Source organism: Pseudomonas sp. QS1027 (assembly GCF_002814235.1).
In the GTDB taxonomy this organism is placed as follows: domain Bacteria; phylum Pseudomonadota; class Gammaproteobacteria; order Pseudomonadales; family Pseudomonadaceae; genus Aquipseudomonas.
This window is the reverse complement of record NZ_PHSU01000013.1, coordinates 1-25,967: the sequence shown is the minus strand read 5'-3', so window position 1 is coordinate 25,967 and position 25,967 is coordinate 1. Positions and strand designations below refer to the sequence as shown.

The window sequence follows — 25,967 nt, the reverse complement described above, 5'->3', positions numbered from 1 at the left end:
ACCAGCAACTGCTCACGCTCATCGGCCGGCAGGATCGACAGGCTGTTGAGCGCCGAAGTCGAAGCCCGCTCCAGGGCCTGGACCAACTGCTCCAATGCCGTCTGCATATACCCGCAGACCCGCTGCGCGCCGATACCGGCAACCGCCTGCACATTCAGGCTGAAACCTTCGCCCAGGTCATCGAGGGACAGGATCAGCGGATAGTTGGTGCGTTCTTCGCCGCCCAGCACCTCGATGCCTTTCCACAGTTGCACCGCTTCACCGGTCACCGCCTCAGCCGAACTGTGGCGATAGTTGAGCAATGTGCTGAACAGCGGCGTCGGCGCGGCCACGCCGCTGCAACGCTGGGCCAGGGACAACGAGGCATGCTCGTGCCCGAGCAACGCGGTGAGCCGCGCATGGGTGGCCTTGACCCCGGCCCGCACATCCTGCTCGCCCACGGCAACCCGCAGCGGCAAGGTATTGATAAACATCCCCAGGGCCCGGCGAACCCCTTCGCTGCCGCGCATCCGCCCCAGCAGCACGGTGCCGAACACCACGTCGTTGCGCCCGCACAGGCGCCCGAGTACCTGGGCCCAGGCCAGGTGATGCAGGCTCGCCGCACTCACCCCCTGCTGCCGGGCCTGGGCCCGCAGGCGCAGGCTCAGGTCGGCAGGCAAGGCCTGGGTCGCTTCTTCGACACCATGACCGTCGCCGCGCACATCCTGAATGCCAAACGGCAGGGTCGGCTCGTCGACATCGCCGAGCATCTCGCGGAAAAACCCTTCGTGCTGCTTGCTGCTGACCCCAAGCCGGGCCTGGGCCACATAGTTGCGATACGGCACCGGCTCGCCCAGGGTCTGGGCCTGGCCGTACAGGTACGCATGGATTTCCTGCTGCACCACTTCCAGGGCCGCATGGTCGATGGCGATGTGATGGAACAGCAGCATCGCCACCCAGCGCTGGTTGGCCGCATCGTGGGCAAAGGCCAGGCGCAGCAATGGCGCCTGGCTGATATCGAGACGGTAGTGACGCGGGTCGAAGCGTTGTCGCAGTTGCTCGCCAGCCGCGCCAGCAGCGGCGTCGATATCGATTTCAGTGAGAACCAGCCGCGCCTGGCGCCAGACCACCTGCACCGGTTCGTCCAGGCCTTCCCAGACCACGCTGGTGCGCAGGATGTCGTGGCGATCGATGACCTGCTGCAAGGCCGTGGTGAACTCGTCGAAACGGGCACGGCTGGCAATTGCGAATTGCGCCTGCAAGACGTAGGGATCGCCCTGCTCGGCGGCGATATGGTGATAGAGGATGCCTTCCTGCAACGGCGCCAGCGGGTAGATGTCCTGCACATTGCCAGCACCACCGGGGACCGTCGCGACAATGTGCTCGATGGCCGCCTGGTCGAGCTGGACCAGGGGCAGCATGTCCGGGGTGATGCGCGCGCAGCCGGCAGGGATCGCCTGGGCCGGAATCTCCACTTCGCCCGCCTTGCCACTGGAATACCCGCCGGCATTGATCAGCTCGATCAACGCCGCCTTGTTCTCGCGCAACATCGCCAGCACGGCGGGCTCGGTGAGGGACTGTCGCCTGCCGCTGACAACCAGTTGGTCGCCCTTGACGGCAAGTTGCACATCTTTCTCTTTCAGTACTGCCAACAGTTCGATCACGCTCACAGAACAATCTCCATTCTTTCCGTCGTTGCCGCGTATTCCGAGAGGGTGGGGTGTTCGAACAGGGTCCTGACATCCGCTTCCAGGCCTTCCTGGCGCATGCGTTCCATCAGGCTCACGGCGAGCAGCGAATGGCCGCCCAGTTCGAAGAAATGGTCATGCCGACCGACCTGGGCGATACCCAGCAACGTTTGCCAGATCTCCGCGATCAGGGTTTCGGTCTCGCCTTGCGGGGCTTCGTAGCCGCGACTGATCAGCGCGCCGCCGTCCGGAGCCGGCAGGGCCTTGCGGTCGAGCTTGCCGTTGGGGGTCAGCGGTAGTACGTCGAGCCGTACGTAGGCCACCGGGACCATATAGGCCGGCAGTTGCCCCAGCAGCCAACCGCGCAGGCTGTCGATGGCCGGCTCGGCGTCCGCTGACTGGACGGTGTAATAGGCCACCAGGCGTTTGTCGCCCGGCACGTCTTCACGGGCCATGACCACGGCTTCCTGCACCGCCGGGTGTTTGGCCAGGCGCGCTTCGATCTCGCCCAGTTCGATACGGAAACCACGGATCTTCACCTGGTCGTCGTTACGGCCGAGGTATTCGATATTGCCGTCCGGCAGATAACGACCGAGGTCACCGGTGCGGTACATCCGCGCCGAAACCTCCCGGCTGAACGGGTCGTTGAGGAAACGTTCGGCAGTGAGGTCGTCACGGTTGAGGTAACCTCGGGCTACGCCGGCGCCACCAATGTAGATTTCACCCGGCACGCCCAGCGGAACGGGCTGTTGCTGCTCGTCCAGCAGGTAGAACTGGGTGTTGCCCACCGGTTTGCCGATGTGGGGAGCGAAGCCGTCTTCACGGTCCATGGCCACCCAACTTGAGTAGGTGGTGGTTTCAGAAGGACCGTAGAGGTTGCACAGGCGTTGGACGCCGGTCTTCTCGAACAGTGATTCCACCAGGCTGCGTTTCAGCGCTTCACCGGCCACGTTGACCGTGTGCACCGACTCCGGCAGACCATCGACTTCCAGCAACGCCTTCAAGGCTGACGGTACGGTGTTGATCAATCCAATATCGTGTTCGCCCTGTTGCAGCTCCAGGACGTTTTTCACCACGTCGATGCTGCCACCCGAGGTCAGTGGCGCAAAGCATTCGTACACCGCCAGGTCGAAGTTCAGCGACGTAGAGAACAACGTCTTGTTCAACGCCGAGCCATCGAAAGCAGCATGAGCCCAGGTAAGGAAGTTCACGGTATTGCGGTGTTCGATCATCACGCCTTTCGGCAGACCGGTCGAACCCGAGGTGTAGATCAGATAGGCCAGGTGCGCCGAAGTCAGTCCCGGCACCTCTGGATTCTGGGCGGATTCGCCCTGCCAGGTGCCCAGATCGAGATTGATCACGGGGACCGAGACGCCCGCCAACAGATCCTGGGTAGCTGACTGTGCCAAGACCGCCGCCGGAGCACTGTCCTGCAACATATAGGCAATCCGCTCTACCGGATAAGCCGGGTCCAGCGGCACATAGCCGCCGCCCGCCTTGAGGATCGCCAGCAAGCCGACGACCATCTCCACCCCGCGCTCGACACAGATCCCCACCCGCGAATCCGGCTGCACACCCTGCTTGCGCAAGGCATGGGCCAGGCGGTTGGCCAGTTCATTGAGTTCGCGATAACTCAGGCGCTGTTCGCCATGAACCACCGCCAGGGCCTCCGGCGTACGCGCCACCTGCTCCTCGAACAACCCATGAATGGTCTGCTGCCGCGGATAATCCAGCGCCGTATCGTTAAGCCCGAACAACAACTGTTCACGCTCGGCGGCCGGCAGGATCGACAAGCTGTCGAGTGCCGTGGCCGGCGACTGCTCCAGTGCCCCCACCAGACTTTCCAGCGCGGTCTGCATATGACCGCAGACGCGCCCGGCGCCGACACTTCCGGTCACCAGCACCGTCAGTTTAAAACCGTCGCCCAGATCGTCGACGTTCAAGGTCAACGGATAGTTGGTACGTTCCTCGCCACTGAGCACCTCGATACCGCGCCAGGCCTCAAGGGCCTCGCCCGACTGTTCCGCCGCGGCACTGTGCCGGTAGTTGAGCAGTGCGCTGAACAGCGGCAGCGGCGCGGCCACCCCGCTGCAACGCTGGGCCAGCACCAACGGCGCATGTTCGTGACCGAGCAGCGCGGTAAGCCGGGCATGGGTCGCCCGGACCCCGTCCCGCGCGCCCTGCTCGCCCAGGTCCACCCGCAACGGCAAGGTATTGATAAACATCCCCAGGGCCCGGTCGGCCCCTTCGCCGCCCTGCATCCGGCCCATCAGCACGGTGCCGAACACCACCGTACGCTTGCTCGAAACCTTGCCCAGCACCTGGGCCCAGGCCAGGTGCACCAGGCTGGCGGCACTCACCCCCAACTGACGGGCCTGGGCCCGCAGGCGCAGGTCCAGCCGGCTGTCCAGCGCCAGGCTGCTTTCCTCGATATCGCGGCCATCGCCCTGCACATCCAGCAGGCCGAACGGCAGTGTCGGTTCGTCGATATCACCGAGCATCTCGCGGAAGAACCCTTCATGGGCCTCGCGGCTCACCCCCAGGCGGGCCTGGGCCACATAGTTGCGATACGGCACGGCGGCACCGAGCTGGCCGGCCAGGCCAAGCAGGTGCGCCTGCATATCCTGGCGCACCACGTCCATCGCAGTGTGGTCCAGGGCCATATGGTGGAACAACAGCATCGCCACCCAGCGCTGGTTCGGCAGGTCCTCGGCAAAGACCAGGCGCATCAGCGGCGCCTGGGTCAGGTCCAGGCGCGAATGACGGGCGTCGAAGCGCTCATGCAATTGCCCGGCGATCCCACCCTCGGCCGGGTCGAGCTCGACCTGCTCCAGATACAGCCGGGCCTGACGCCAGACCACCTGCATCGGTATCTCCAGGCCTTGCCAGAGCACGGCGGTGCGCAGGATGTCATGGCGTTCGATAACGCTTTGCAAGGCGTCGATAAAGGCACTCAGGCGCTCGCGACTGGCCATCTCGAACAGGGTCTGCAAGACGTACGGATCGCCCTGCTCGGCCGCCAGGTGGTGATAGAGAATCCCCTCCTGCAACGGTGCCAGCGGGTAGATATCCTGCACATTGGTCACCCCGCCCGGCACGCTGGCGACAATACGGTCAATGGCGGCCTGGTCGAGATCGGCCAGGGGCAGCAGGTCCGGCGTGATCCGGGTGCAACCGACCTGGATGGCATTGGCCGGGACCTTGATTTCAGTGCCCCCACCGACGGCCGCCGCCAGCGCGGCCAGGGTCGGCTGGCCGAACAGCACGCGCACATCGGCGCTCAAGCCGGCCTGGCGCATGCGTTCGATCAGGCTGACGGCCAGCAGCGAATGCCCGCCCAGTTCGAAGAAGTGATCATGACGCCCGACCCGCTCGACCTTGAGCACCTCGGCCCAGATCGCCGCCAGGGTGGTTTCGACCACGCCTTCGGGCGCCTCGTAGCCACGGCTGACCAGCGCCTGGGCATCCGGTGCCGGCAGGACCTTGCGGTCCAGCTTGCCGTTCGGGGTCAGCGGCAGTGCGTCGAGACGCACATAGGCCGCGGGCACCATATAGTCCGGCAGACGGGCCTGCAAATGACTGCGCAGGCTTTCGATATCCAGCGTCTGCTGCGGCTCGCGCAGGGTGAAATAGGCCACCAGGCGTTTCTCACCGTCGTCCTGCCGTGCCAGTAGCACCGCCTCCTGGACCGCTGGATGCGTGACCAGAGCGGCCTCGATTTCACCCAGTTCGATACGAAAACCACGGATCTTCACCTGGCCGTCGTTACGCCCGAGGTATTCCAGGTTGCCATCCGCCTTCCAGCGTCCGAGGTCACCGGTGCGGTACAGCAGTGCACCTTCCCGGGCGCTGAACGGATCGGCGACAAACTGCGTAGCACTCAATTCCGCCCGGTTCAAATACCCCTTGGCCACGCCCTGCCCGCCGATATACAGCTCGCCTGGCACGCCCACCGCCACCGGTTGACGCCGCGCATCGAGCACATAGACCTGACTGTTGCCGATCGGTCGACCGATGGGAATGCCACCGCTACCCACCGAAGTGATCTCGTAGGTCGCGGAGAAGGTCGTGGCTTCGGTCGGGCCGTAGCCGTTGAGCAGGTGTTGTGGTGCGCCTTGCGCCAGTACCCGGGCGATGACCGCCGGGTCCAGCACGTCGCCACCGACAATCAGGTAGCGCAAGCGGGCGAAGACCTCCATCAGGCCGTCGGCATATTGATGGAACAGCCCGGCGGTCAGCCACAGCACACTGACCGACTGCGCCAGCAGCAGCGCCCGGAACTCATCCTGGGACAGCAACACCGAGTGCTCGACCACTACCACGCAACCGCCATTGAGCAGCGGCGCCCAGACATCCAGGGTGCTGGCGTCAAAGGCCGGATTGGAGGCGAAGGCCACGCGATCCTGCCCATTGAAATCGGCATAGCCGTTGTCGATCACCAGGCGAGCAATGGCTCGATGCGGAACCAGTACCCCTTTGGGCGTACCAGTGGAACCGGAGGTGTACATGATATAGGCGACCGACTCGGCGGTTGCCGGTCGATCCAGGTTGTCCGCCGGTTCCTCACTGGCAGGCCGAACGTCAAGGTCGAGACGTCGAGTGCCCGGGCCCAGGGTTTCAGCGCTGTAGGTCAGCACCAGCACGGCCTGGCTGTCCTGCACCATGAAGGTCTGACGTTCCCGTGGCGCATTGATGTCCAGCGGCACGTAGACCGCCGCGCACTTGAGCACCGCCAGCTGACTGACCACCAGGTCGATGGAGCGCGGCAGCAACAGCGCCACGCTATCCCCCGGCTGCACGCCGAGGTCCAGCAGTTCCGCCGCCAGGCGGTTGGCCTGCCGGTTCAACTCGCGGTAGCTCAGGCTCTCCGCGTCATGGGCCACCGCCGGTGCTTCAGGCGTGCGCTGTACCTGGGCCTCGAACAGAGCGTGCACGGTCGTATGCCGTGGCGAATCGGTGGCGGTGGCGTTGAAACCGACCAGCACCTGCTCACGCTCCGCCGGCGGCAGGATCGACAGGCTGTCCAGCGTTGCGGCCGGGGTCTGCTCCAGCGCCTGGACCAGTTGCGCCACCGCCGCTTGCATATAACCGCACAGGCGTTGCGCGCCAACCTCGGCCGTCACCAGCACCGACAGCTTGAAGCCATCACCCAGGTCGTCGACGTTCAGGGTCAGCGGGTAGTTGGTGCGTTCCTCGGCGCCGAAAGCTTCAATGCCGCTCCAGGCCGCCTCATGCTCGGCCGTGGTGGCGGCCACCACACTGTGGCGGTAGTTGAGCAGCGCACTGAACAACGGTGCCGGCGCGGCCACGCCGCTGCAACGCTGGGCCAGCACCAACGGCGCATGTTCGTGCCCGAGCAGTGCGGTCAGCTGGCCGTGGGTCGCCTTGAGCCCGGCGACCACCGTCTGCGCACCGATATCGACCCGCAGCGGCAAGGTATTGATAAACATCCCCAGGGCCCGGTCGGCGCCCTCGCCGGCCTGCAAGCGGCCCAGCAGTACCGTGCCGAACACCACCTGCTCGCGGCCCGAGACACTGCCCAGTACCCGCGCCCAGGCCAGGTGCATCATGCTCGCCGCACTGACCCCGGCCTGGCGGGCCTGGGCCCGCAGACGCAGGTTCAGCTCAGGCGCCAGGGTCAGGCTGGCCTCTTCGATCTCGCGCCCGCCGTTCTGCACATCCTGCAGGCCGAACGGCAGGGTCGGCTCGTCGATATCGCCGAGCACCCCACGGAAAAACGCTTCGTGCTGTGCCTGGCTGACACCCAGGCGTGCCTGGGCCACATAGTTGCGATACGGCACCGCTTCGCCCAGGGTATGGGCCTCGCCGAGCAGGTGCGCCTGGATTTCATGCTGGACCACGTCCAGCGCGGTATGGTCGAGGGCCATGTGATGGAACAGCAGCATCGCCAGCCAACGGTCATTGGCGGCATCCCGGGTAAAGACAATGCGGATCAACGGCGCCTGGCGCACATCGAGGCGGTAGTGGCGCGGATCGAAACGCTGGTGCAACTGCTCGGCCAGCGGACCGGCCGCCGGATCGAGGAACAGCTCGGTGACTTCCAGCGTGGCCCGACGCAGGACCACCTGCAACGGCTCGTCGAAACCTTCCCAGAGCACCGCGGTACGAAGGATATCGTGACGGTCGATCACCCCTTGCAAGGCGCTGCTGAAATCGTCCAGTCGCGCCCGGTCCCGCAGGCCGAACAGCGCTTGCAGGACATAGGGATCGCCCTGTTCGGCGCTGATATGGTGATAAAGGATGCCCCCCTGCAACGGTGCCAGCGGGTAGATGTCCTGCACGTTCGCGGCGCCGCCCGGCACGCTTGCCAGCACCTGGTCGATCTGCGCCTGGGTCAGGTCGATCAGCGGCAGCAGGTCCGGAGTGAGGTGTTGGCAGTCATCGGCGATCAGGTTGGCCGGCACCACGATTTCCGTGCCACCGCCCACCGCCGCCGCCAGCGCGGCCAGGGTCGGCTGGCCGAACAGCACGCGCACATCGGCGCTCAGGCCGACCTGTCGCATGCGCTCGATCAGGCTGACCGCCAGCAGCGAGTGGCCGCCCAGTTCGAAGAAATGGTCATAACGCCCGACCCGCTCGACCTTGAGCACATCGGCCCAGATCGAGGCCAGCAGGGTTTCCACTTCGCCTTGCGGCGCCTGGTAGTCGCCACGGGCCAGGGCGTCCGACTCCGGCACCGGCAGCGCCTTGCGGTCGACCTTGCCGTTCAGGGTCAGGGGCAATGCATCCAGTTGCACATAGGCACTGGGCACCATGTACTCCGGCAACAGGCCTTGCAGGTAGCCGCGCAGTGCTTCCGCCGTGGCCGGCTCGCCGGTCGCGGTGATATAGGCGACCAGGCGTTTGTCGCCGGGAACATCTTCACGGGCCAGCACGATGCATTCGCGGACCTGCGGGTGGGTGCTCAGGCGCGCCTCGATTTCCCCCAGTTCGATCCGGAAACCGCGAATCTTCACCTGGTCGTCGTTACGCCCCAGGCATTCCAGCAAGCCATCGGCCAACCAGCGGCCGAGGTCGCCGGTGCGATAGAGCAAGGCGCCAGGCTCGCTGCTGAACGGGTCGGCGATAAATTTCTCGGCGGTCAGATCGGCACGGTTGAGATAACCGTGCGCTACCCCCTTGCCACCAATGCAGATCTCACCACTGACGCCCAAAGGCAGCAATTGCTGACGGGCATCGAGGACATAGACCTGGGTATTGCCGATGGGACGGCCGATCGGCACGCTTTCGGCATCCTCGGCCACTGCGGTCACGTGATAGGTGGTGGCGTAGGTGGTGGTTTCGGTCGGTCCGTAGCAATGCACCAGGCGCAACTGCGGCGCCAGCGCCAGCAAGCGACGGAACGACGCCGGGTCACTGCGTTCACCCCCGCAGAGGAGGATCCGCAGGCCCTTGATCGCTTCCGGGATCAGTTGCACGTACTGGTTGAACACCGCCGTGGTGACAAACAGCACCGTGGCCTTGGCGCTGATCAGCAGCTCACCGAAGCGCGCCGGTTCGAGCAGCGTTTCATGGTCCACCACCAGCACCTGGCCGCCATTGAGCAAGGCGCCCCAGACATCCATGGTGCTGGCGTCGAACGCCGGGTTGGAGATAAAGGCGATGCGGTCCTGGTCGTTGAAGTCGGCGTAGCCGTTGTTGATCACCAGGCGCGTGATCGCCCGGTGCGGCACCACCACGCCCTTGGGCACCCCGGTGGAGCCTGAGGTGTACATGATGTAGGCCGGGCTTTCGCTCGACTGTGGTAATTGGCGGTTATCCGTCGGCAAGACTTCCAGCGCCACGGCGTCGAGATCGACCCGGGCCGCCGGGCCGCTGGCCAGCGTGAAACCGCTTTGGGTCAGCAGGACCACGGCCTGGCTGTCTTCAAGCATGAATTGCTGGCGCTCCAGCGGCGCCTTGGTGTCCAGCGGCACATAGACCGCCGCGCACTTGAGAATCGCCAACTGGCTGACCAGCAGGTCCAGGGAGCGTTCCAGCAGGATCGCCACCCGCGCTCCCGGCTGTACGCCGAGACCGAACAGATGGGCGGCAAGCTGATTGGCCCGGCTGTTCAATTGCGCGTAGCTCAGGGCCTGGCCATGGTGCACGGCTGCCGTCGCCTGTGGTCGCAGGCGGACCTGGTCCTCGAACAGGCTGTGCACGGTGCGGGTCATCGGGTAATCGGTCGTCGTGGCATTGAAGTCCTGCAGCAATTGCCGACGTTCGTCCTCCGACAGCACCGCCAGGTCGCGCACCGCGGAATCCGGCGCGGACTCCAGGGCCTCGACCAACTGGCTCAAGGCGGTCTGCATATAACCGCAGACCCTCTGGCCATCGACTCCGGCCGCCACCTGCACGCTCAGCAGGAAGCCTTCGCCCTGGTCGTCCACCGACAAGGTGCAGGGATAGTTGGTCCGCTCACGGACGCCGAGTACCTGGGTGTCCGCCCAATAATCGCCACCGCTGGCTTCAAGCGCCGGGCTGTGCCGGTAGTTGAGCAACGCGCTGAACAGCGGCGACGAAGCCGCCACCGCGCTGCAACGCTGGGCCAGCACCAACGGCGCATGCTCGTGGCCGAGCAGCGCGGTCAGCCGGGCGTGGGTCTGGCGGACTGCCTGGCGTACCGCGCAGGCACCGACGTCGACTCGCAACGGCAAGGTGTTGATGAACATACCCAGTGCGCGATCGGCACCCAGGCCGCTTTGCATACGGCCCAACAGCACGGTGCCGAAGACCACGTCGTCACGGCCGCTGGCGCTGCCCAGTACCCGGGCCCAGGCCAGGTGATGCAGGCTCGCCGCACTCACCCCCAGTTGCCGGGCCTGGGTGCGCAGGCGTTGACACAGATCGGCCGGAAGATGGTGCCGGACCTCCTTGACGCCCTGCCCGTCGCCCTGCACCTGCAGCAGACCGAACGGCAGGGTCGGCTCATCGACATCGCCGAGCATTTCACGGAAGAACGCTTCATGTTGCTCGCGGCTGACGCCCAGGCGGGCCTGGCCCACATAGTTGCGGTACGGCATCGCCGCCGGCAGTTGCCCGGCCGTGCCATGCAGATGGGCGAGCATCTCTTCGCTCATCACATCCAGGGCGGTGTGATCGAGGGCGATATGGTGGAACAGCAGGATCGCGACCCAACGCTGGTTGGCCGAATCCTGGGCAAAGGCCAGGTGCATCAGCGGCGCCTTGCCGAGGTCCAGGCGACACTCGCGGGGATCGAAACGACGCTGCAACTGGCCGAGGATATCGCCCGCGGCCGGGTCCAGCGCAATCTGTTCCAGCGGCAGTTCGACGCGGCGCAGCACCACTTGCTGGGGTTCTTCCAGGCCTTGCCAGACCAGCGCCGTGCGCAGGATGTCATGACGGTCGATCACCGCCTGCAAGGCGTCGGCGAAACCGCGCAGTTGCGCCAGGTCCTGCAGGGCGAAAGTTGCTTGCAACAGGTACGGATCGCCCGTTTCGGCAGCGATATGGTGATAAAGAATGCCTTCCTGCAACGGCGCCAGCGGGTAGATATCCTGCACATTGCCGGTGCCACCGGGCACGCCGGCGACAATCCGGTCGATACTGGCCTGGTCCAGGCGGGTCAGGGTCAGCATGTCCGGGGTGATGCGTTCGCAGCCGACGGGAATGCCGTTGGCCGGAACCACGATCTCGATCCCACCGCCCACGGCCGCCGCCAGCGCCGCCAGGGTCGGCTGGCCGAACAGCACGCGCACGTCGGCACTCAGGCCGGCCTGGCGCATGCGTTCGATCAACTTCACCGCCAGCAGCGAATGGCCGCCGAGCTCGAAGAAATGGTCCTGGCGACCGACCCGCTCCACGCCCAGCACTTCGCACCAGAGCGCGGCCAGGGTGGTCTCGGTGTCGCCAAGCGGCGCCTGGTAGTCACGGCTGACGAAAGCGTCGGCCGAAGGCTCCGGCAGCGCACGACGATCCAGTTTGCCGTTGGGCGAAACCGGGAGTTTTTCCAGGTGCACATAGGCCGCCGGAATCATGTAGTCGGGCAGCAACGCCTGCAAATGCAAGCGCATCTGGTCGGCTTCGGGCGCCGCCTGGCCAGCCTGCAGGCTGAAATAGGCCACCAGGCGTTTTTCCCCCGGGCGGTCTTCGCGGGCCAGCACCGCCGTGTCCCGCAGGCCCGGGTATTGACCCAGGCGCGCTTCGATTTCACCCAGTTCGATACGGAAGCCACGGATCTTGATCTGGTCGTCGTTGCGGCCCAGGTAGTCGATCTGGCCGTCGGCCTGCCAACGCCCCAGGTCGCCGGTCTTGTACAGCCGCGCCCCTTCGGTAGCGGCGAATGGATCGCGGATAAAGCGTTCGGCGGTCAGTTCATCGCGGTTCAAGTAGCCGCGGGCGACACAGGCACCGCCGATGTAGAGCTCCCCTGCCACACCCACCGGCACCGGGCGGAATTGTTCGTCGAGCAGGTAGACGCGGGTATTGGCCACCGGCTGGCCGATGCTTGGCAAGGTCGGCCAGGCCTGCGGGTCGCCCCTCAGGGTCAGTGCCGTGACCACATGGGACTCGGTCGGACCATAGTGGTTGTGCAGGCGCGCGTCATCCAGGCGTTCGAAGAAACGCCGCATCGGTTCGGTAATCCGCAGCTGTTCGCCAGCGGTGATCACGTCCTGCAGCACGCACTCGGGTTGCGCGGCTTCGGCAACCATGGCTTCGGCCAGGGCTTGCAGGGCAATGCACGGCATATACAGGCGTTCGATGCGCTGCTCGCAGATATGCTGGAACAGGCGCCGGAAATCCAAGCGGATATCGCCATGGATCAGTGACAGCTCGCCGCCGGCACACAAGGTGCTGAAGACTTCCTGGAAGGCCACGTCGAAACCCAGGGCGGCGAACTGCAAGGTCCGTTGTCCGGGCCGGCCGTGCTCGAAGGTCTGGGCGATCTGCCAATGCATCAGGTTGACCAGCGGCCCGTGGGGCATGGCCACGCCCTTGGGCTGGCCGGTGGAGCCCGAGGTATAGATCAGGTACGCCAGGTGTTGCGCGTTCAGCCCCTCGATCTGCGGATTGTGCCCAGGCGCGGCGTCGATACCACTCTCGATCCGGGCTTCGGCGTCCAGCAGCAGCACCGGCATCAGCGCCTGGGGGAAACGTTCGCGCAAGCCGCGCTGGGTCAGCAGCACCTTGGGTGCGCTGTCCTCCAGCATGTAGGCCAGGCGTTCGGCGGGATAGGACGGGTCCAGCGGCACATAACCGGCGCCGGCCTTGAGAATGCCCACCAGGCCGGCGATCATTTCCAGGCTGCGCTCCACACAGATCGCCACCCGGTCGTCGGCGCCGATGCCCTCGGCCATCAGCCGATGGGCAATCTGGTTGGCCCACTGGTTCAGTTCGGTGTAGCTCAGGCGCTGGCCTTCATAGGTGACGGCCACCGCGTCAGGCTGGGCCGCCACGTGAGCCTCGAACATCTGATGCAACAGCAGATCCGTCGGGTAGGTGCAGTCAAAGGCGTTGAAATCCTCCTGCAACTGGCGGCGCTCGCTTGCCGGCAGCCAGTCGAGACTGTGCAAGGGCGCATCGGACTGGCGCTCCAGCGCCTCGGTCAGTTGCTCCAGCACCCGGTGCATATAGCCGCAGATACGTTGGGCGCCGACCCCGGCCACGGCCTGGACAGTCAGGCCGAAGGACTCGCCGAGGTCGTCCACCGACAGCGACAACGGATAGTTGGTGCGTTCCTCGCCGCCGAGCACCTCGACACCGGCCCAGGTCCGGGCCTGGCCGGCGTCCTGCGGTGCCTGGGCAGCCACGGCGACATGCCGGTAGTTCATCAGGGCGCTGAACAACGGTGTCGGTGCCGCTACGCCACTGCAGCCCTGGGCCAACGCCAACGGCGCGTGTTCATGACCAAGCAGTGCCGCCAACCGCCCGTGGGTGGTCCGCACCGCCGCCTGGAGGCCCTGCTCGCCCGCGGCGACCCGCAGTGGCAAGGTATTGATGAACATCCCCAGCGCCCGTTCGGCGCCGTGACCACTGTGCAGGCGGCCCATCAGCACGGTGCCGAAGACCACATCGCGGCGCCCGGACAAGCGCGCCACCACCTGGCCCCAGGCCAGATGGTGCAGGCTGGCATTGCTCACCCCGAGGCGTCGGGCCTGGGCCCGCAGGCGCTGGGCCAGGTCCGGGTCCACCGGCAACAGCGCTTCCTCGACGCCGCTGCCATCGCCCTGCACATCCTGCAGGCCGAAGGGCAAGGTCGGCTCGTCGACATCAGCGAGCATTTCGCGGAAGAACGCCTCGTGCTGCTCGCGGCTCACTCCCAGGCGGGCCTGGGCAACATGGTTGCGGTACGGGACCGACGCTTCAAGTTCGGCGCCACGGCCCTGGCTGAACGCCTCGATCTCCTTGCCCAGCAGGGCCAGGGAGGTGGCGTCATCGATCAGGTGATGGAACAGCAATACCGCGACCCAGCCGCCGTTGTCGGCATCCTCGGCATAGTGCAGGCGCATCATCGGTGCCTGGCGCAGGTCCAGGCGAATCCGCCGTGGATCGAAATGTTCCTGCAACTGAGCCGCCACATCACCCTGGTCCGGATGCGGCAGGAAGGCTTCGACCCGCAGCCGCGCCTCGCGCCAGACCACCTGGACCGGTTCGTCGAGCTCTTCCCAGGCCACCGCGGTGCGCAGGATATCGTGACGGTCGATCACCGCCTGCAACGATTCCGCAAACCCCAGCAACTGGTCGAAGGTGTCGACCCGCAGCAAGGCCTGCAACAGGTACGGATCGCCCTCCTCGCTCGACAGGTGGTGATAGAGGATGCCTTCCTGCAGCGGTACCAGCGCGTAGATGTCCTGCACATTGCCGACACCGCCCGGGACAGTGGCCACCAGGTGGTCGATCTGCGCCTGGGTCAAGCGCGCCAGGGGCAGCATGTCCGGGGTGATGTGCTGGCAGCCGGCCGGAATGGCATTGGCCGGCACGACAATCTCGCCGCCCTTGCCACTGGCTGCCGCCAGCGCGGCCAGGGTCGGCTGGCCGAACAGCACGCGGACATCGGCACTCAGGCCGACCTGGCGCATGCGTTCGATCAGTTTCACTGCCAGCAGCGAATGCCCGCCCAGTTCGAAGAACTGGTCGTGACGCCCCACCTGCTCGACACCGAGCAGCTCGGCCCAGAGTCCGGCCAGGGTGGTTTCCGCCGGGCCCTCGGGGGCTTCGTATTCACGCCGGGCATAGGCATCGGCCGCCGGCACCGGGAGGGCCTTGCGATCCAGCTTGCCGTTGGCGGTCAGCGGAAAACTTTCCAGGCTGACAAAGGCGCTTGGCAGCATGTACTCGGCCAGCGCCAGACGCAGTTGGTCACGCAGTTGCGCGGCGTCCAGTTCGACGCCGGCCTTGCCGATGACATAGGCCACCAGGCGCTTGTCGCCCGGTTCGTCCTCGCGCACCAGCACCACGGCGTCACGTACACCTTCGCAGGCCGCCAGTTGCGCTTCGATCTCACCCAACTCGATACGGAAACCGCGAATCTTCACCTGTTCGTCGTTGCGCCCCAGGTATTCCAGGCTGCCGTCGGCCAGCCAGCGACCCAGGTCGCCGGAGCGGTACATACGCGCACCCGGGGTGGAGACAAACGGATCGTCGAGGAAGCGCGAAGCGTTCAGTTCCTCGCGGTTGAGGTAACCCCGGGCCACGCCCGCGCCACCGACATACAACTCCCCCACCACGCCGGGTGGCAACGGCTGGCCGTAGCCGTCGAGCAGGTACAGGCGCAGGTCGGGAATCCCCCTGCCGATCGGGCTCACGCCCACACGCTGGGCGTCTTCGGCCTGCAACGGGTAATAGGTCACATGCACCGTGGTCTCGGTGATGCCGTACATGTTCACAAGCTGTGTAGCGGCGTTCAGGTCCCGGGCGTACCAGGGTTTGAGCATCGCCGTGTCCAGCGCTTCACCGCCGAAAATCACCTGGCGCAATGAGTGCGGCTGGCCGCTTTCACCTTGGGCCGCGATCAGTTGGCGGAACGCGCTCGGGGTCTGGTTGAGCACCGTGACGCCGGCACTGCACAGCAGCTCGTAGCAGTCTTCAGGGGAGCGGCTGACCAATTGCGGCACGATCAGCAAACGGCCGCCATGTAGCAGTGCTCCCCAGATTTCCCAGACCGAGAAGTCGAAGGCGAACGAATGGAACAGCGCCCAGACGTCTTTTTCATTGAAGCCAAACCAGGCGTCAGTGGCCGAGAACAGCCGTGCGACGTTGCAATGCTCAACCATCACGCCCTTGGGCACGCCGGTGGAGCCGGAGGTGTAGATCACATAGGCCAGGTGCGTGGCGCTCACCGCGACCTGCGGATTGCGCACGGACTCGTCCCGCAGATCCGCATCGTCGAGATTGATAACCGGTACCTTCACCGCCGGCAGGGCTTCCTGTACCGAATGCTGGCTGAGCAACGCCACCGGGGCGCTGTCGCCAAGGGTGTAGGCCAGGCGTTCGCGCGGGTAAGCCGGGTCCAGCGGCACATACCCGGCGCCGGACTTGAGGATCCCCAGCAGGCCGATGATCATTGCCGGACCACGTTCGACACAGATGGCGACCCGGTCATCCGGGCGTACACCGAGGGCCAACAGCCGATGGGCAACCTGGTTGGCGCGGGCGTTGAGTTCGCCGTAGCTCAGGCTTTCACCCTGGTACACCAACGCCACGGCCTCCGGCCGCTCGGCGGCGCGGGCTTCGAACTGCTGGTGAATGGTGCGGTCTTCGGCGAAGTGCTGCGGCTCGGCATTCCACGCCTGCAACTGCGCGGTTTCGCTGGCATTGAGCAGCGAGAACGCGCGAACCGGCAACTGTGCATTCGCCAACCCCTGGTCCAGCACGTGCTGCAGGCGCTCGGCCATGGGCTCGATCTCGCCCGCCTGGAAATACGCCTCGTTGTAGATGTAGTGCAGCCGGGACTCAGTATCGTAGGCGTTGGTCCGCAGATGGATCGCCAGCGGTGTCTGTTCGTGATTGTTCGAACACTTCACCGCGCGGGCGCTGGCAGGTCCGAAGCGCAGCAGGGAATCATGCTGTTCGTAGGAGAAGGTCAGGTCGAACAGCTGCGTACGCTCGGTACGGCGCAACTCCAGCAGGCGGTTGAGATCGCTGACCGGGAAACGCTGGTTGCGGTAATCCTGCTTGACCGCCCGACCGATGCCCTGGACCAGTTCGGCAAACGGCAGATCGGCACTGAACTGCAGGCGCACCGGACTGACCTGGGCAAACAACCCCAGGGTCTTCTTGAAGCTGGCGTTGGTGCGGTTGAGGATCGGCAGGCCGATCACCAGCTCATCGCGCTGCTGGGTCCGGGTGAAGTAGACGTACAGCACGGCCAGCAGGACATGGAAACGCGAGGCCTGCAGCTGCCCGGCCAGCTCGTCGATACGGTTCTCCAGGTCCCGGGCAAAACCGCGGGCGAAGTGGCCACTGCGGCTCGAACCTTCAGCCTGGGCCTGGCGATAGCGCGGGAGCAGCAACCGCTCGGGGATATCGCGGTACTTTTCCAGCCAGTAGGCCTGGTCACGAACGAAACGCGGCGACTGGCGATAATCGCGGTCGTCGTCAATGAAATCGACATAGGACGGCGCCGACAGATCAGGCGTGCGCTGATCGTGCAGGGCGTTGTAGATCTGGCAGAGGGACGCAAAGAGTTCGTCGATGCCCCAACCGTCGAGCACGATATGGTGGGCGTGGACGACAAGGTAGAAACGCTGCGCTTCGAGCTTGAGCAAATGCAGCCGGAACAGCGGGCCGCCATCGAGTTTGAAGGCCCGTTCGAGTTGACGCTGCATCCAGCTCACAGCGGCCCCGCGCGGGTCCGCCTGCCCTTGCAGGTCCAGCGGCGCGACCCACACCGGCAGCGTGTCGGCGAAGGCCTGCAACGGCACACCCTGTTCGTCACGCTGGTCGAGCAGGACCATGCGCAAGGCATCGTGCTTGTCGATCAACAGGTTCACGGCCTGCTGGAACACCTCGGGATCGAGGTGCCCTTCTATCTCCAGATAGCCCCCGATGTTGTACAACGGCGAGTCGCCCTGGGTCATCTGGTCCAGCCAGATATTGCGTTGGGCAGCGGTCAGGGCAAGTGCCATACATTTCTTCTCGCAAAGGGTCAGCCTCGCCACGCGCAAAAGGCGGCGACAGCCGGAAATTGAGTCAGGTCCAGGGGCCGGCCAACCTCGCTCAGCTTCGCGAAGGGCCGGCCCTGGAAAAGTTAAACAGCGCTGGAAATCAGGCGCGCTTGCCCTGCACCGAGCAATTCACGTCGGAGACGATCTTGCCGTCCACCAACTTGATGATGCGGTCGGCCAACTGGAAGTACTGGTCGTCGTGGGTGATGATCAGCACCGTCTTGCCGCGACGCTTGAGGTCCGGCAGCAGTTCCTCGTAGAAGAAGCGCTTGAACGGTGGGTCCTGGTCGGCGGCCCATTCGTCGAGCAGGTAGATCGGCCGGTCTTCCATGTAGGCACAGACCAGCGCCAGGCGTTTCTGCTGGCCGTAGGACAAGGCCTTGGTGGTGGAATAACCGAGCCCTTCGATCTTGATCTTGTCTTCCAGGCCCAGGGTCACCAGGTATTTCTGCGCCAGTTCGGTGCTGGCGTCCTCTTCTTCGTCGGGACCGATCAACCGGTTGAACAGATGGAAGTCGGAGAACACCGCGGAGAACAGGTCACGGTAGTCGCTGCGCGACTCTTCGGTGATCAGCGTGTCGTCGAGCTGCACCTCCCCGCCCTGGGGGATGTAGAGGCCACAGATGACCTTGGCCAGGGTGCTCTTGCCGCAGCCGTTGCCACCGACGATGTAGATCAGCTCGCCGGCACGCACCGTCAGGTCGATGGGCCCCAGGCCAAACCCGGTGCCGGTGAGCGGGTCCTGATAGTTCATGTGCACGTCGCGCAACTGGATGCGGTCCCAGGATTTCTTGTGGTCCAGGCGCAGCACATTGGTGGATTCGCTGGCGAGCGCTTCCGGCTCCGGGTGCGGGTCGTTGATCGAGAAACCGAAATCCGCCAGGCGGCTGCCGGCGATACGGCCCTGGGCCAGCAACGGCATGGCGCCGATCAGCAGCGACAGCGGGCCCATGATGTACAACACCACCAGTACGCTGGCGGTCATGGTATTGGTATCGATCACCCCGAGCATGGGCGCGACGAACAGCAGGCAACCGATCAGCAGCGACAAGGTCAGCTGGCCGACGTTGTCGGCGGCGGTGTACCAGAGCCGTTCGATAAAGTTGTAGCGCGCCACCTGGGTCGAGGACTCCTGGATCGCCGAGCGGCTGAACCAGCGGCGCCGGATGCCGTTGAGCTTGAGTTCCTTGAGGCCGAACACCAGGGCGTGGGTGTATTCGTTGAACGAGGTGAACTCGTCACGCACTTTGTGCGAGAAGGTGATACCGCCCAGGAAAAAGAACAGGTACAGCGCAACCCCCACCACCATCAGGCCGACGGTCACCGCGAACACCACCCAGGACAGGTAGGCCAGGTAGGCGATACCGAACAGCAGCACCGCCAGTTCCACCAGCACCGACGGCATGATCACCAGGGTGCTGTTGAGTTGCGGAATATCGCTGGTCAGCATCGTCAGGACATTCGGCGCCCCGCGGCGGTCGACTTCTTCCAGGGGTGTGGCGAGGATCTTGCGGCACAGGGCAATCCGCAGGCGGGTCATGATGCGCATGCTGGCGTAGGCCGGAAACAATGCGGCACCGTTGCGGAACAACAGCGACACCGCACTCAGGCCGACGAACCAGTACAACGACTGCAGCTGGAAGCTTTCCTCATGAATCGCCTCGTTGATCACCTTGATCACCGCGATGGACGCCACCCCGCTGATGATCCCGGTCAACAGGGTCATCAGCGTCAGCCAGGGATGATTGCGCCACAGCAGACGCATGACCGAGCCAGGTTTGGCCTTCTTCTCTTGCTCGTTTTTCATTGGTTGCTGTCCTTGAATGCATTAGCCCGCGCAATGGCCGGTCGTTGAAAGTCCAGGGTCACTCGATTGCGATCACTCAGGTCGGTTGCCAGACGTCATCCCGGGCAGTCATTTCACCCATGGCAACGACGATCAGACGGGGTTCTTCATAGGGGTCCCGGGCATGGGCGGCGAGCATGTTGTCGAGCATCACCACATCGCCCTTGCGCCAGTCGAAGCGCACCGCACAGGCTTCGTAGGCTTCGCCGATCAAGGCCATGACCGAGTCTTCGATGTCCGAGCCGTCGCCGTAGCTGACCAATCGTGGCAGGCGGTCGGCGCCGAACATGTCGAGCAGGTCCTCGCGCATTTCTTCGCCCAGGCAGAACGGGTGGTGCAGTTGCACCTGGTTGAAGAAGCAACGTTCACCGGTGAACGGATGGCTGATCACCGCCGGGCACTGGGTGCGGATCTGCAGGGTGTCGCTGTCGAGCCATTCGAAGTCGGTGCCCTGTTCGCGGCAACGCTGTTCGACGACGCTGCGTTCAGTGGTGCCGAAGAACGATTCCCAGCTCGGCTCGACGCCGGCGGTAAAGGTACGGCTGTACATCAGGCCCTTGCTTTCAAAGCGCGCGACCACCTCGGCCGGCAGACGCTGGAGCACCTGGCGAATGTCCGCCAGCGGCGTCGCGCCACCGACCCGTGACGGCTGCTCGCAGAAGAACCATTGCTTGCGCGGCCAGCTTTCCAGGTGCGAGCTCTCGTTGTGATAGAGGATCATCTCGCGCTCGGGATAAGGCGTTGAGCGATAGACATTGCGTCCGCCTTCTTTCTTCGGCAGGTCGCCATAAGTGCCGTGCAGCCCGGGCGACAGCGCCTCGGCAAAAGCCTCGAAAGCCGCCACCGAGCCCAGCTCGAAACCACGGAACAACACCGCGCCGTGACGGCACAGCAACGCCTCGATCGCCTCGCGTTGCGCGCTCGCCCACTGCACCGGATCCAGGCCGGCCACGGCCGGCTCGATCACCACGGGCAAACTGATACCGGCTGCCAGCAAGGACAAACGTACCGACGGATCGCCAGCCCGGTCAGGCCAGGCCGGTACATCCGGCAGTAGGTCAGCGGTGAAAACCGGCGAAGCATTAGCTTGAAGATTCATGAAAAAACTCCTGGACCACAGCCCCTCACATCCACGTTGTACGGGGCAAGATCAACAGGCTCCGCCGCCGCGCAAGGATAAAAACACCGATGGCGGGGGGCTGTCTGTCACCGCAAACCGGGACAGAGGTCACGCGGCCCGCGGATCCGTCGCGATCGTGGCCAGCACGCTTTTGTCCCCATTTCCCGCGACAGACGCCAGCAACCGGTCGGTGCTGAAATGCGGCAACTGCGGATCGTGCCGGCTCTTCGAATGGATCCTCCAGGCCGCAGGGATGTCTCGAGTGCAACGCCTTTCGCCACGGCGAAAAAACGTTGCACCTGTTATTACACAGGAGCGTTAGTCATGCCGATCAAGAACACTGGCGAATCGGTTAACACCCCGCCAGCCCCTCTCACGCCCGGTGCCTTCCTGCATGAGATATTCAGTGCCCGGGCGCGTGAATTTCCCGAGCGAACGGCGGTGTCCGACGCCACTCGGACATTGAGTTATGTCCAGCTCGAGGCGCTGTCGTCGAAGCTGGCCGCACGTTTGCGTCACGAAGGCGTCAAGGATGGCGTGCGGGTGGGCATGTACCTGCCGCGCAGCGTCGACCTGGTCATCAGCCTGCTCGGCATCCTCAAGGCTGGCGGCACCTATGTCCCGGTCGACCCGCAATACCCGGGCAAACGCGTTGAGCACATCGTCCGTGACAGCGGCCTGGGCCTGGTGATCGGCGATGCCGCGAACCTGCCGAAAAGCCCGTCCCTGCGCGTGCTGTCCCTCGACCAGTTGCTGTCCGCACCAGAGCTGGAACTGAGCGCCGACGGCAGCCGCCGCGACCCGGACCAGGCCAGCGCCTACGTCATCTACACCTCCGGCTCCACCGGTGAACCCAAGGGCGTACTGGTGTCCCACGGCAACGTCAGCCGCCTGCTGGAAAGCACGCAACGGACCTATGGCTTCAATGCCCAGGACGTCTGGTCGATGTTCCACTCCATCGGTTTTGACTTCTCGGTCTGGGAAATCTGGGGCGCCCTGGCCCACGGTGGCCAGGTCAGCGTGGTGCCGTATGACGTCTCGCGCTCGCCTGCCGCCCTGCGCCAATGGCTCGCCGATCAGCGCGTGACCGTGCTCAGCCAGACCCCGTCGGCCTTCCGTGGCCTCGACGAAGCCGATCGCGGCGCCACCGCGCCCCTGGCCCTGCGTTATGTGGTCTTCGGTGGCGAAGCGCTGCCGGCCACCGTGCTGCGGCCCTGGGTTGAACGCCATGGCGACCAGAAACCGGCACTGATCAACATGTACGGGATTACCGAAGCGACGGTGCACAGCACCTTCAAGCGCGTACTGGGCCAGGACCTGGAAACCAGTGCGATGGTCTCCATCGGCAAACCTCTGGACGGCTGGCAGTTGCATCTGCTCGACGCCAACCTGGTCGCGGTGCCCCAGGGCACGGCTGGTGAGCTGTACATCGAAGGCGCCGGCGTGGCCCAGGGTTACCTGAATCGAGCCGAACTCAACGCCGAGCGTTTCATCCAACTGCCCGGCACCTCGATCCGTGCCTACCGCACCGGCGACCTGCTGATCCTCGACAATGACGGTGAGTACCGTTATGCCGGCCGTTGCGACGAGCAACTGAAGATCAGCGGTTTCCGCATCGAGCCGGGCGAGATCGAAGCCTGCCTGCAAAGCAGCCCGCACGTGGCGGCCGCCCATGTCGGCGCACACGACTACGGCGATGGCGACCTGCGCCTGGTGGCCTATGTGGTCCCGACCCAGGGCCTCGGCGCCTGGACCGAGCAGACCCGCGGCGAAGTCGCCACCCTGGTGGCCGGCAGCCTGCCGGACTACATGCGTCCTTCGGCCTACCTGGCGCTGACCCAACTGCCGGTGACCGCCCACGGCAAGATCGACAAGAAACAGCTGCCCTCGCCGACCGCCGACGCCACCCCAGCGCCCTCGGTGGACGCCCAGGGTCTCAGTGAACCGGAGCAGTTCGTGCTCAAGGTCTGGAGCGAAGACCTGGGTCTGAAGAACATCGGTCTGAATGACGACTTCTTCGATTTCGGCGGCACTTCCCTGGCCCTGATCCGCTCCCTGAGCAAGCTCAAGGCGCACTACCAGATCAACCTCGACCCTGCGGTCCTGGCGAACGGCGCGACCGCCAAGGTCCTCGCCGACTACATCTCGCGCATCGTTGCGCCCGGGCAGTTCGTGCTCAAGGTGTGGAGTGAAGACCTGGGCCTGAAGAACATCGGCCTGAACGATGACTTCTTCGACTTCGGTGGCACCTCCCTGGCCCTGATCCGCTCCCTGAGCAAGCTCAAAAGCCATTACCAGATCAACATCGATCCTGCTGTCCTGGCCGACGGCGCCACCGCCAAAGCGCTGGCCGACTACATCTCCCGCACCCTTGTTCAAGCCCATTGACCGAAAAGGAAAAGCCCGTGAGCAAAAAATTCGCCTTGACCCCGGAAGAACGCGCCTCGTTCGAAAAGAACGGCTTTATCGGTCCGTTCGACGCCTACTCGCCGGAAGAAATGAAAGAAACCTGGAAACGTACCCGCCTGCGCCTGCTCGACCGTAGCGCCGCGGCTTACCAGGACCTGGACGCCATCTCCGCCGGTACCAACATCGCCAACTACGACCGCCACCTGGACGACGACTTCCTCGCCAACCACATCTGCCGCGCGCAGATCTGCGACCGCGTCGAAAGCATCCTCGGCCCGGATGTACTGTGCTGGCGCACCGAGTTCTTCCCTAAATACCCAGGTGATGAAGGCACCGACTGGCACCAGGCCGACACCTTTGCCAACGCTTCCGGCAAACCACAGATCCTCTGGCCGGACGCCGAAGAGTTCGGCGGCACCATCACCGTCTGGACCGCGTTCACCGACGCCAACATTGCCAATGGTTGCCTGCAGTTCATCCCAGGCACCCAGAACAGCATGAACTACGATGAAACCAAGCGCATGAGCTACGACCCCGAAGCCAACAACAGCGAGGTGGTCAAGGACGGCGTACGCCGCGGTTTCTTCGGTTACGACTATCGCCAGCTGCAGATCGACAAGGACTGGAAGCCCGACGAGGCCGCCGCCGTACCGATGCAGATGAAGGCCGGCCAGTTCATCATTTTCTGGTCGACCCTGATGCACGCCTCCTACCCCCACAGCGGCGAAACAGAAGAAATGCGCATGGGCTTCGCCTCGCGTTATGTGCCGTCGCACGTACAGATCTACCCGGACTCGGACCATATCGAAGAGTACGGCGGTCGCATCAGCCTGGAGAAATACGGCGCGGTGCAAGTGGTCGGTGATCAGGTACCGGAATACAACCGTCTCGTGACCCATACCACCCGCGGCAAGAAATTCGAAGCGGTCTGACCCACAGCTGCCAGGCGACAGTTGGCCTGGCAATGTGCCTACAGGAGTTGAAATCCATGACTATTTCCACCGACGCAGCGATGCGCCTGTGCGAGACCGTGAGGATGCTTAGGCACCTTGCCATCCATCTGCCCGATCCCATGTGCCTGAGTTTTCTCGCCCCGGACAACGGCCTGCTCCCCGAGCAGGCTTCCCCCAGCGTGAGAGCCACGGAACGGGCGGTCAACGCTGCCTTCGCGCGGATCGGCGTGCGTACCGTGCAGTACCTGCACGGCGGCGAGGCACAACTGTCGTCGTTCGAGTTTTTTATCAGCCGGAAAATCTGCCAGGCGCTCGATTACCGCTACGACCACTTCGACGATGTCGAAGAGGTCAAGGCGTTCGGGCGACTGCTCAAGCATTTCGAATTCAGTGGTGCAGTGCCAGAAGTTGAGACACTGCACCTGACCACCCGCGACAACGTCTCCCTGTCGGTGCACGCGAGCACTGACCGGGAACGTCCGGCGATTGTCCTGGCCCTGCCCTGCGGCATGCCCTTCGACCTCTGCCGCGACTGGTTCAACGCCCTCAGCGAGCGCTTCTTCGTGGTCACCTGGGAGACCCGCGGACTGTTCGGCTCCTGCGCGGCCTTCGACCAGGTCGCGGTGGACACCGATGCCCAGGTCGCCGACCTGATCAGTGTGATGAATCACTACGAACTGTCGACGGCGCACCTGATGGGTATCTGCGGCGGCGCGGTGATCGCCCTCAGCGCCGCCGCCGCCCACGACAACCGGGTCACGTCCCTGAGCCTGTGGCACGGCGACTACAACCTGGGCGACAACAACCTGCGCACCACCCATCAGCAGAACTTCGAATGGCTGATGGAGGCCGCGGCCCTCGATCGCCAGGAAGCCACCGACCTGCAGGCGATGTTCCTCGACCAGGCGACGCTGGCCACCACGCCGGAGCCGATCGCCCATGTGGTGCTCTACCCCTACGTCAACCCGGAGCTGTTCTATCGTTATGCGCGACTGAACGATGCCTTGAACAAGACCGAGCTGGCGTCGCGGCTGGCACGCATCAACGTGCCAACCCTGGTGGTGGCCGGCGACGCGGATGAAACCACGCACATTGGCGGCTCGCGCTACATCGCCGCGTCGATCGACGATGCCACCCTGCATGTCGAGCACAACGGCAGCCACCTGGCGTTCTTCGCTTCCACCCAATACTCGAAACAGACCGCTTTCCGCTTCCTCGAAGAAACCCTCCAGCCGACGGTCGCCTGACAGCCCGAAAGGGAGTCCTCGGGATATCCTCTAGAGGCTTCGTCAAGCAAACGCGATGTCGGTGTCAAACGGCAGTCTGCCTCGAGCCAGTAGTACCTTCAGCCCTGCACCTGTAGGGCTTTTCTGTTTTTTATAGCCACTATTCATCTCGACCAAAGCCACAAGCAGAATCATCCGCCCCCTTTGGTAAAAGGAACAGCGGATGTTCAGCGCGACGAATCAACAGCGCTTCAAACTGACCCTCGATGCGTGCGAGCACGACCTGCACGTACTCGGTTTCAAGGGCCGCGAAGGCCTCAACCAGCCCTACCGCATCGATATCGAACTGGTCAGCGCAAGTGCCGACCTCGACTTGGAAAGCCTGCTCCACCAGCCCGCCTTTCTATCGTTCGGGGCCGAGAACATTGGCCTGCATGGCCATATCCATAGTGCCGGCCAGGGCGAATCCAGCCAGCGCCTGACCCGCTATCAACTGACACTGGTCCCGCGCCTGGCGTACCTGGAGCACAGCACCCAACAGCGGATCTTCCAGAACCAGAGCGTACCGGACATCATCGCCCAGGTCCTCAAGGAACACGGCATCCTCGCCGACGCT

Annotated in this window: 8 protein-coding genes; 4 read left to right on the top strand and 4 right to left on the bottom strand. The window is 64.5% G+C overall.

All coding sequences use genetic code 11. From position 1 onward, the window contains the following. The 4 genes from CWE01_RS34070 to CWE01_RS13290 form a co-directional block, all read right to left on the bottom strand. Positions 1–1,649 (bottom strand): condensation domain-containing protein (locus CWE01_RS34070; RefSeq protein ID WP_305884370.1); only part of this gene is annotated, 1,649 nt, incomplete at its 3' end. Continuing rightward, positions 1,646–17,758, bottom strand: coding sequence for a syringopeptin non-ribosomal peptide synthetase SypA (gene sypA, locus CWE01_RS13300; protein ID WP_100940989.1), 16,113 nt, complete (start codon positions 17,756–17,758; stop codon positions 1,646–1,648). The genes CWE01_RS34070 and sypA, both read right to left, overlap by 4 nt. 139 nt (positions 17,759–17,897) lie before the next feature. Then, positions 17,898–19,604, bottom strand: a complete 1,707-nt coding sequence (locus CWE01_RS13295; protein ID WP_100940988.1) for a cyclic peptide export ABC transporter — start codon at positions 19,602–19,604, stop codon at positions 17,898–17,900. Positions 19,605–19,680: 76 nt separating this feature from the next. Continuing rightward, entirely contained in the window at positions 19,681–20,742 is a 1,062-nt protein-coding gene (locus CWE01_RS13290; RefSeq protein WP_100940987.1) for a TauD/TfdA family dioxygenase, read from the bottom strand. A gap of 345 nt (positions 20,743–21,087) precedes the next feature. Here CWE01_RS13290 and CWE01_RS13285 point away from each other — a divergent pair, with 345 nt between their 5' ends. From CWE01_RS13285 to CWE01_RS13270, 4 genes are all read left to right on the top strand, one after another. Next, entirely contained in the window at positions 21,088–23,151 is a 2,064-nt protein-coding gene (locus CWE01_RS13285) for an amino acid adenylation domain-containing protein (RefSeq protein ID WP_100940986.1), read from the top strand. A gap of 17 nt (positions 23,152–23,168) precedes the next feature. Beyond that, positions 23,169–24,104 (top strand): syringomycin E biosynthesis L-threonyl-[L-threonyl-carrier protein] 4-chlorinase SyrB2, encoded by a 936-nt coding sequence (gene syrB2, locus CWE01_RS13280; RefSeq protein WP_100940985.1) that lies wholly within the window; start codon positions 23,169–23,171, stop codon positions 24,102–24,104. A gap of 56 nt (positions 24,105–24,160) precedes the next feature. Further along, complete coding sequence (gene syrC / locus CWE01_RS13275; protein ID WP_100940984.1) at positions 24,161–25,372, top strand: syringomycin E biosynthesis aminoacyltransferase SyrC; 1,212 nt, start codon at positions 24,161–24,163, stop codon at positions 25,370–25,372. Positions 25,373–25,574: 202 nt separating this feature from the next. Then, positions 25,575–25,967: contractile injection system protein, VgrG/Pvc8 family (locus CWE01_RS13270; RefSeq protein WP_256579350.1), on the top strand; the 393-nt coding region annotated here is incomplete at its 3' end.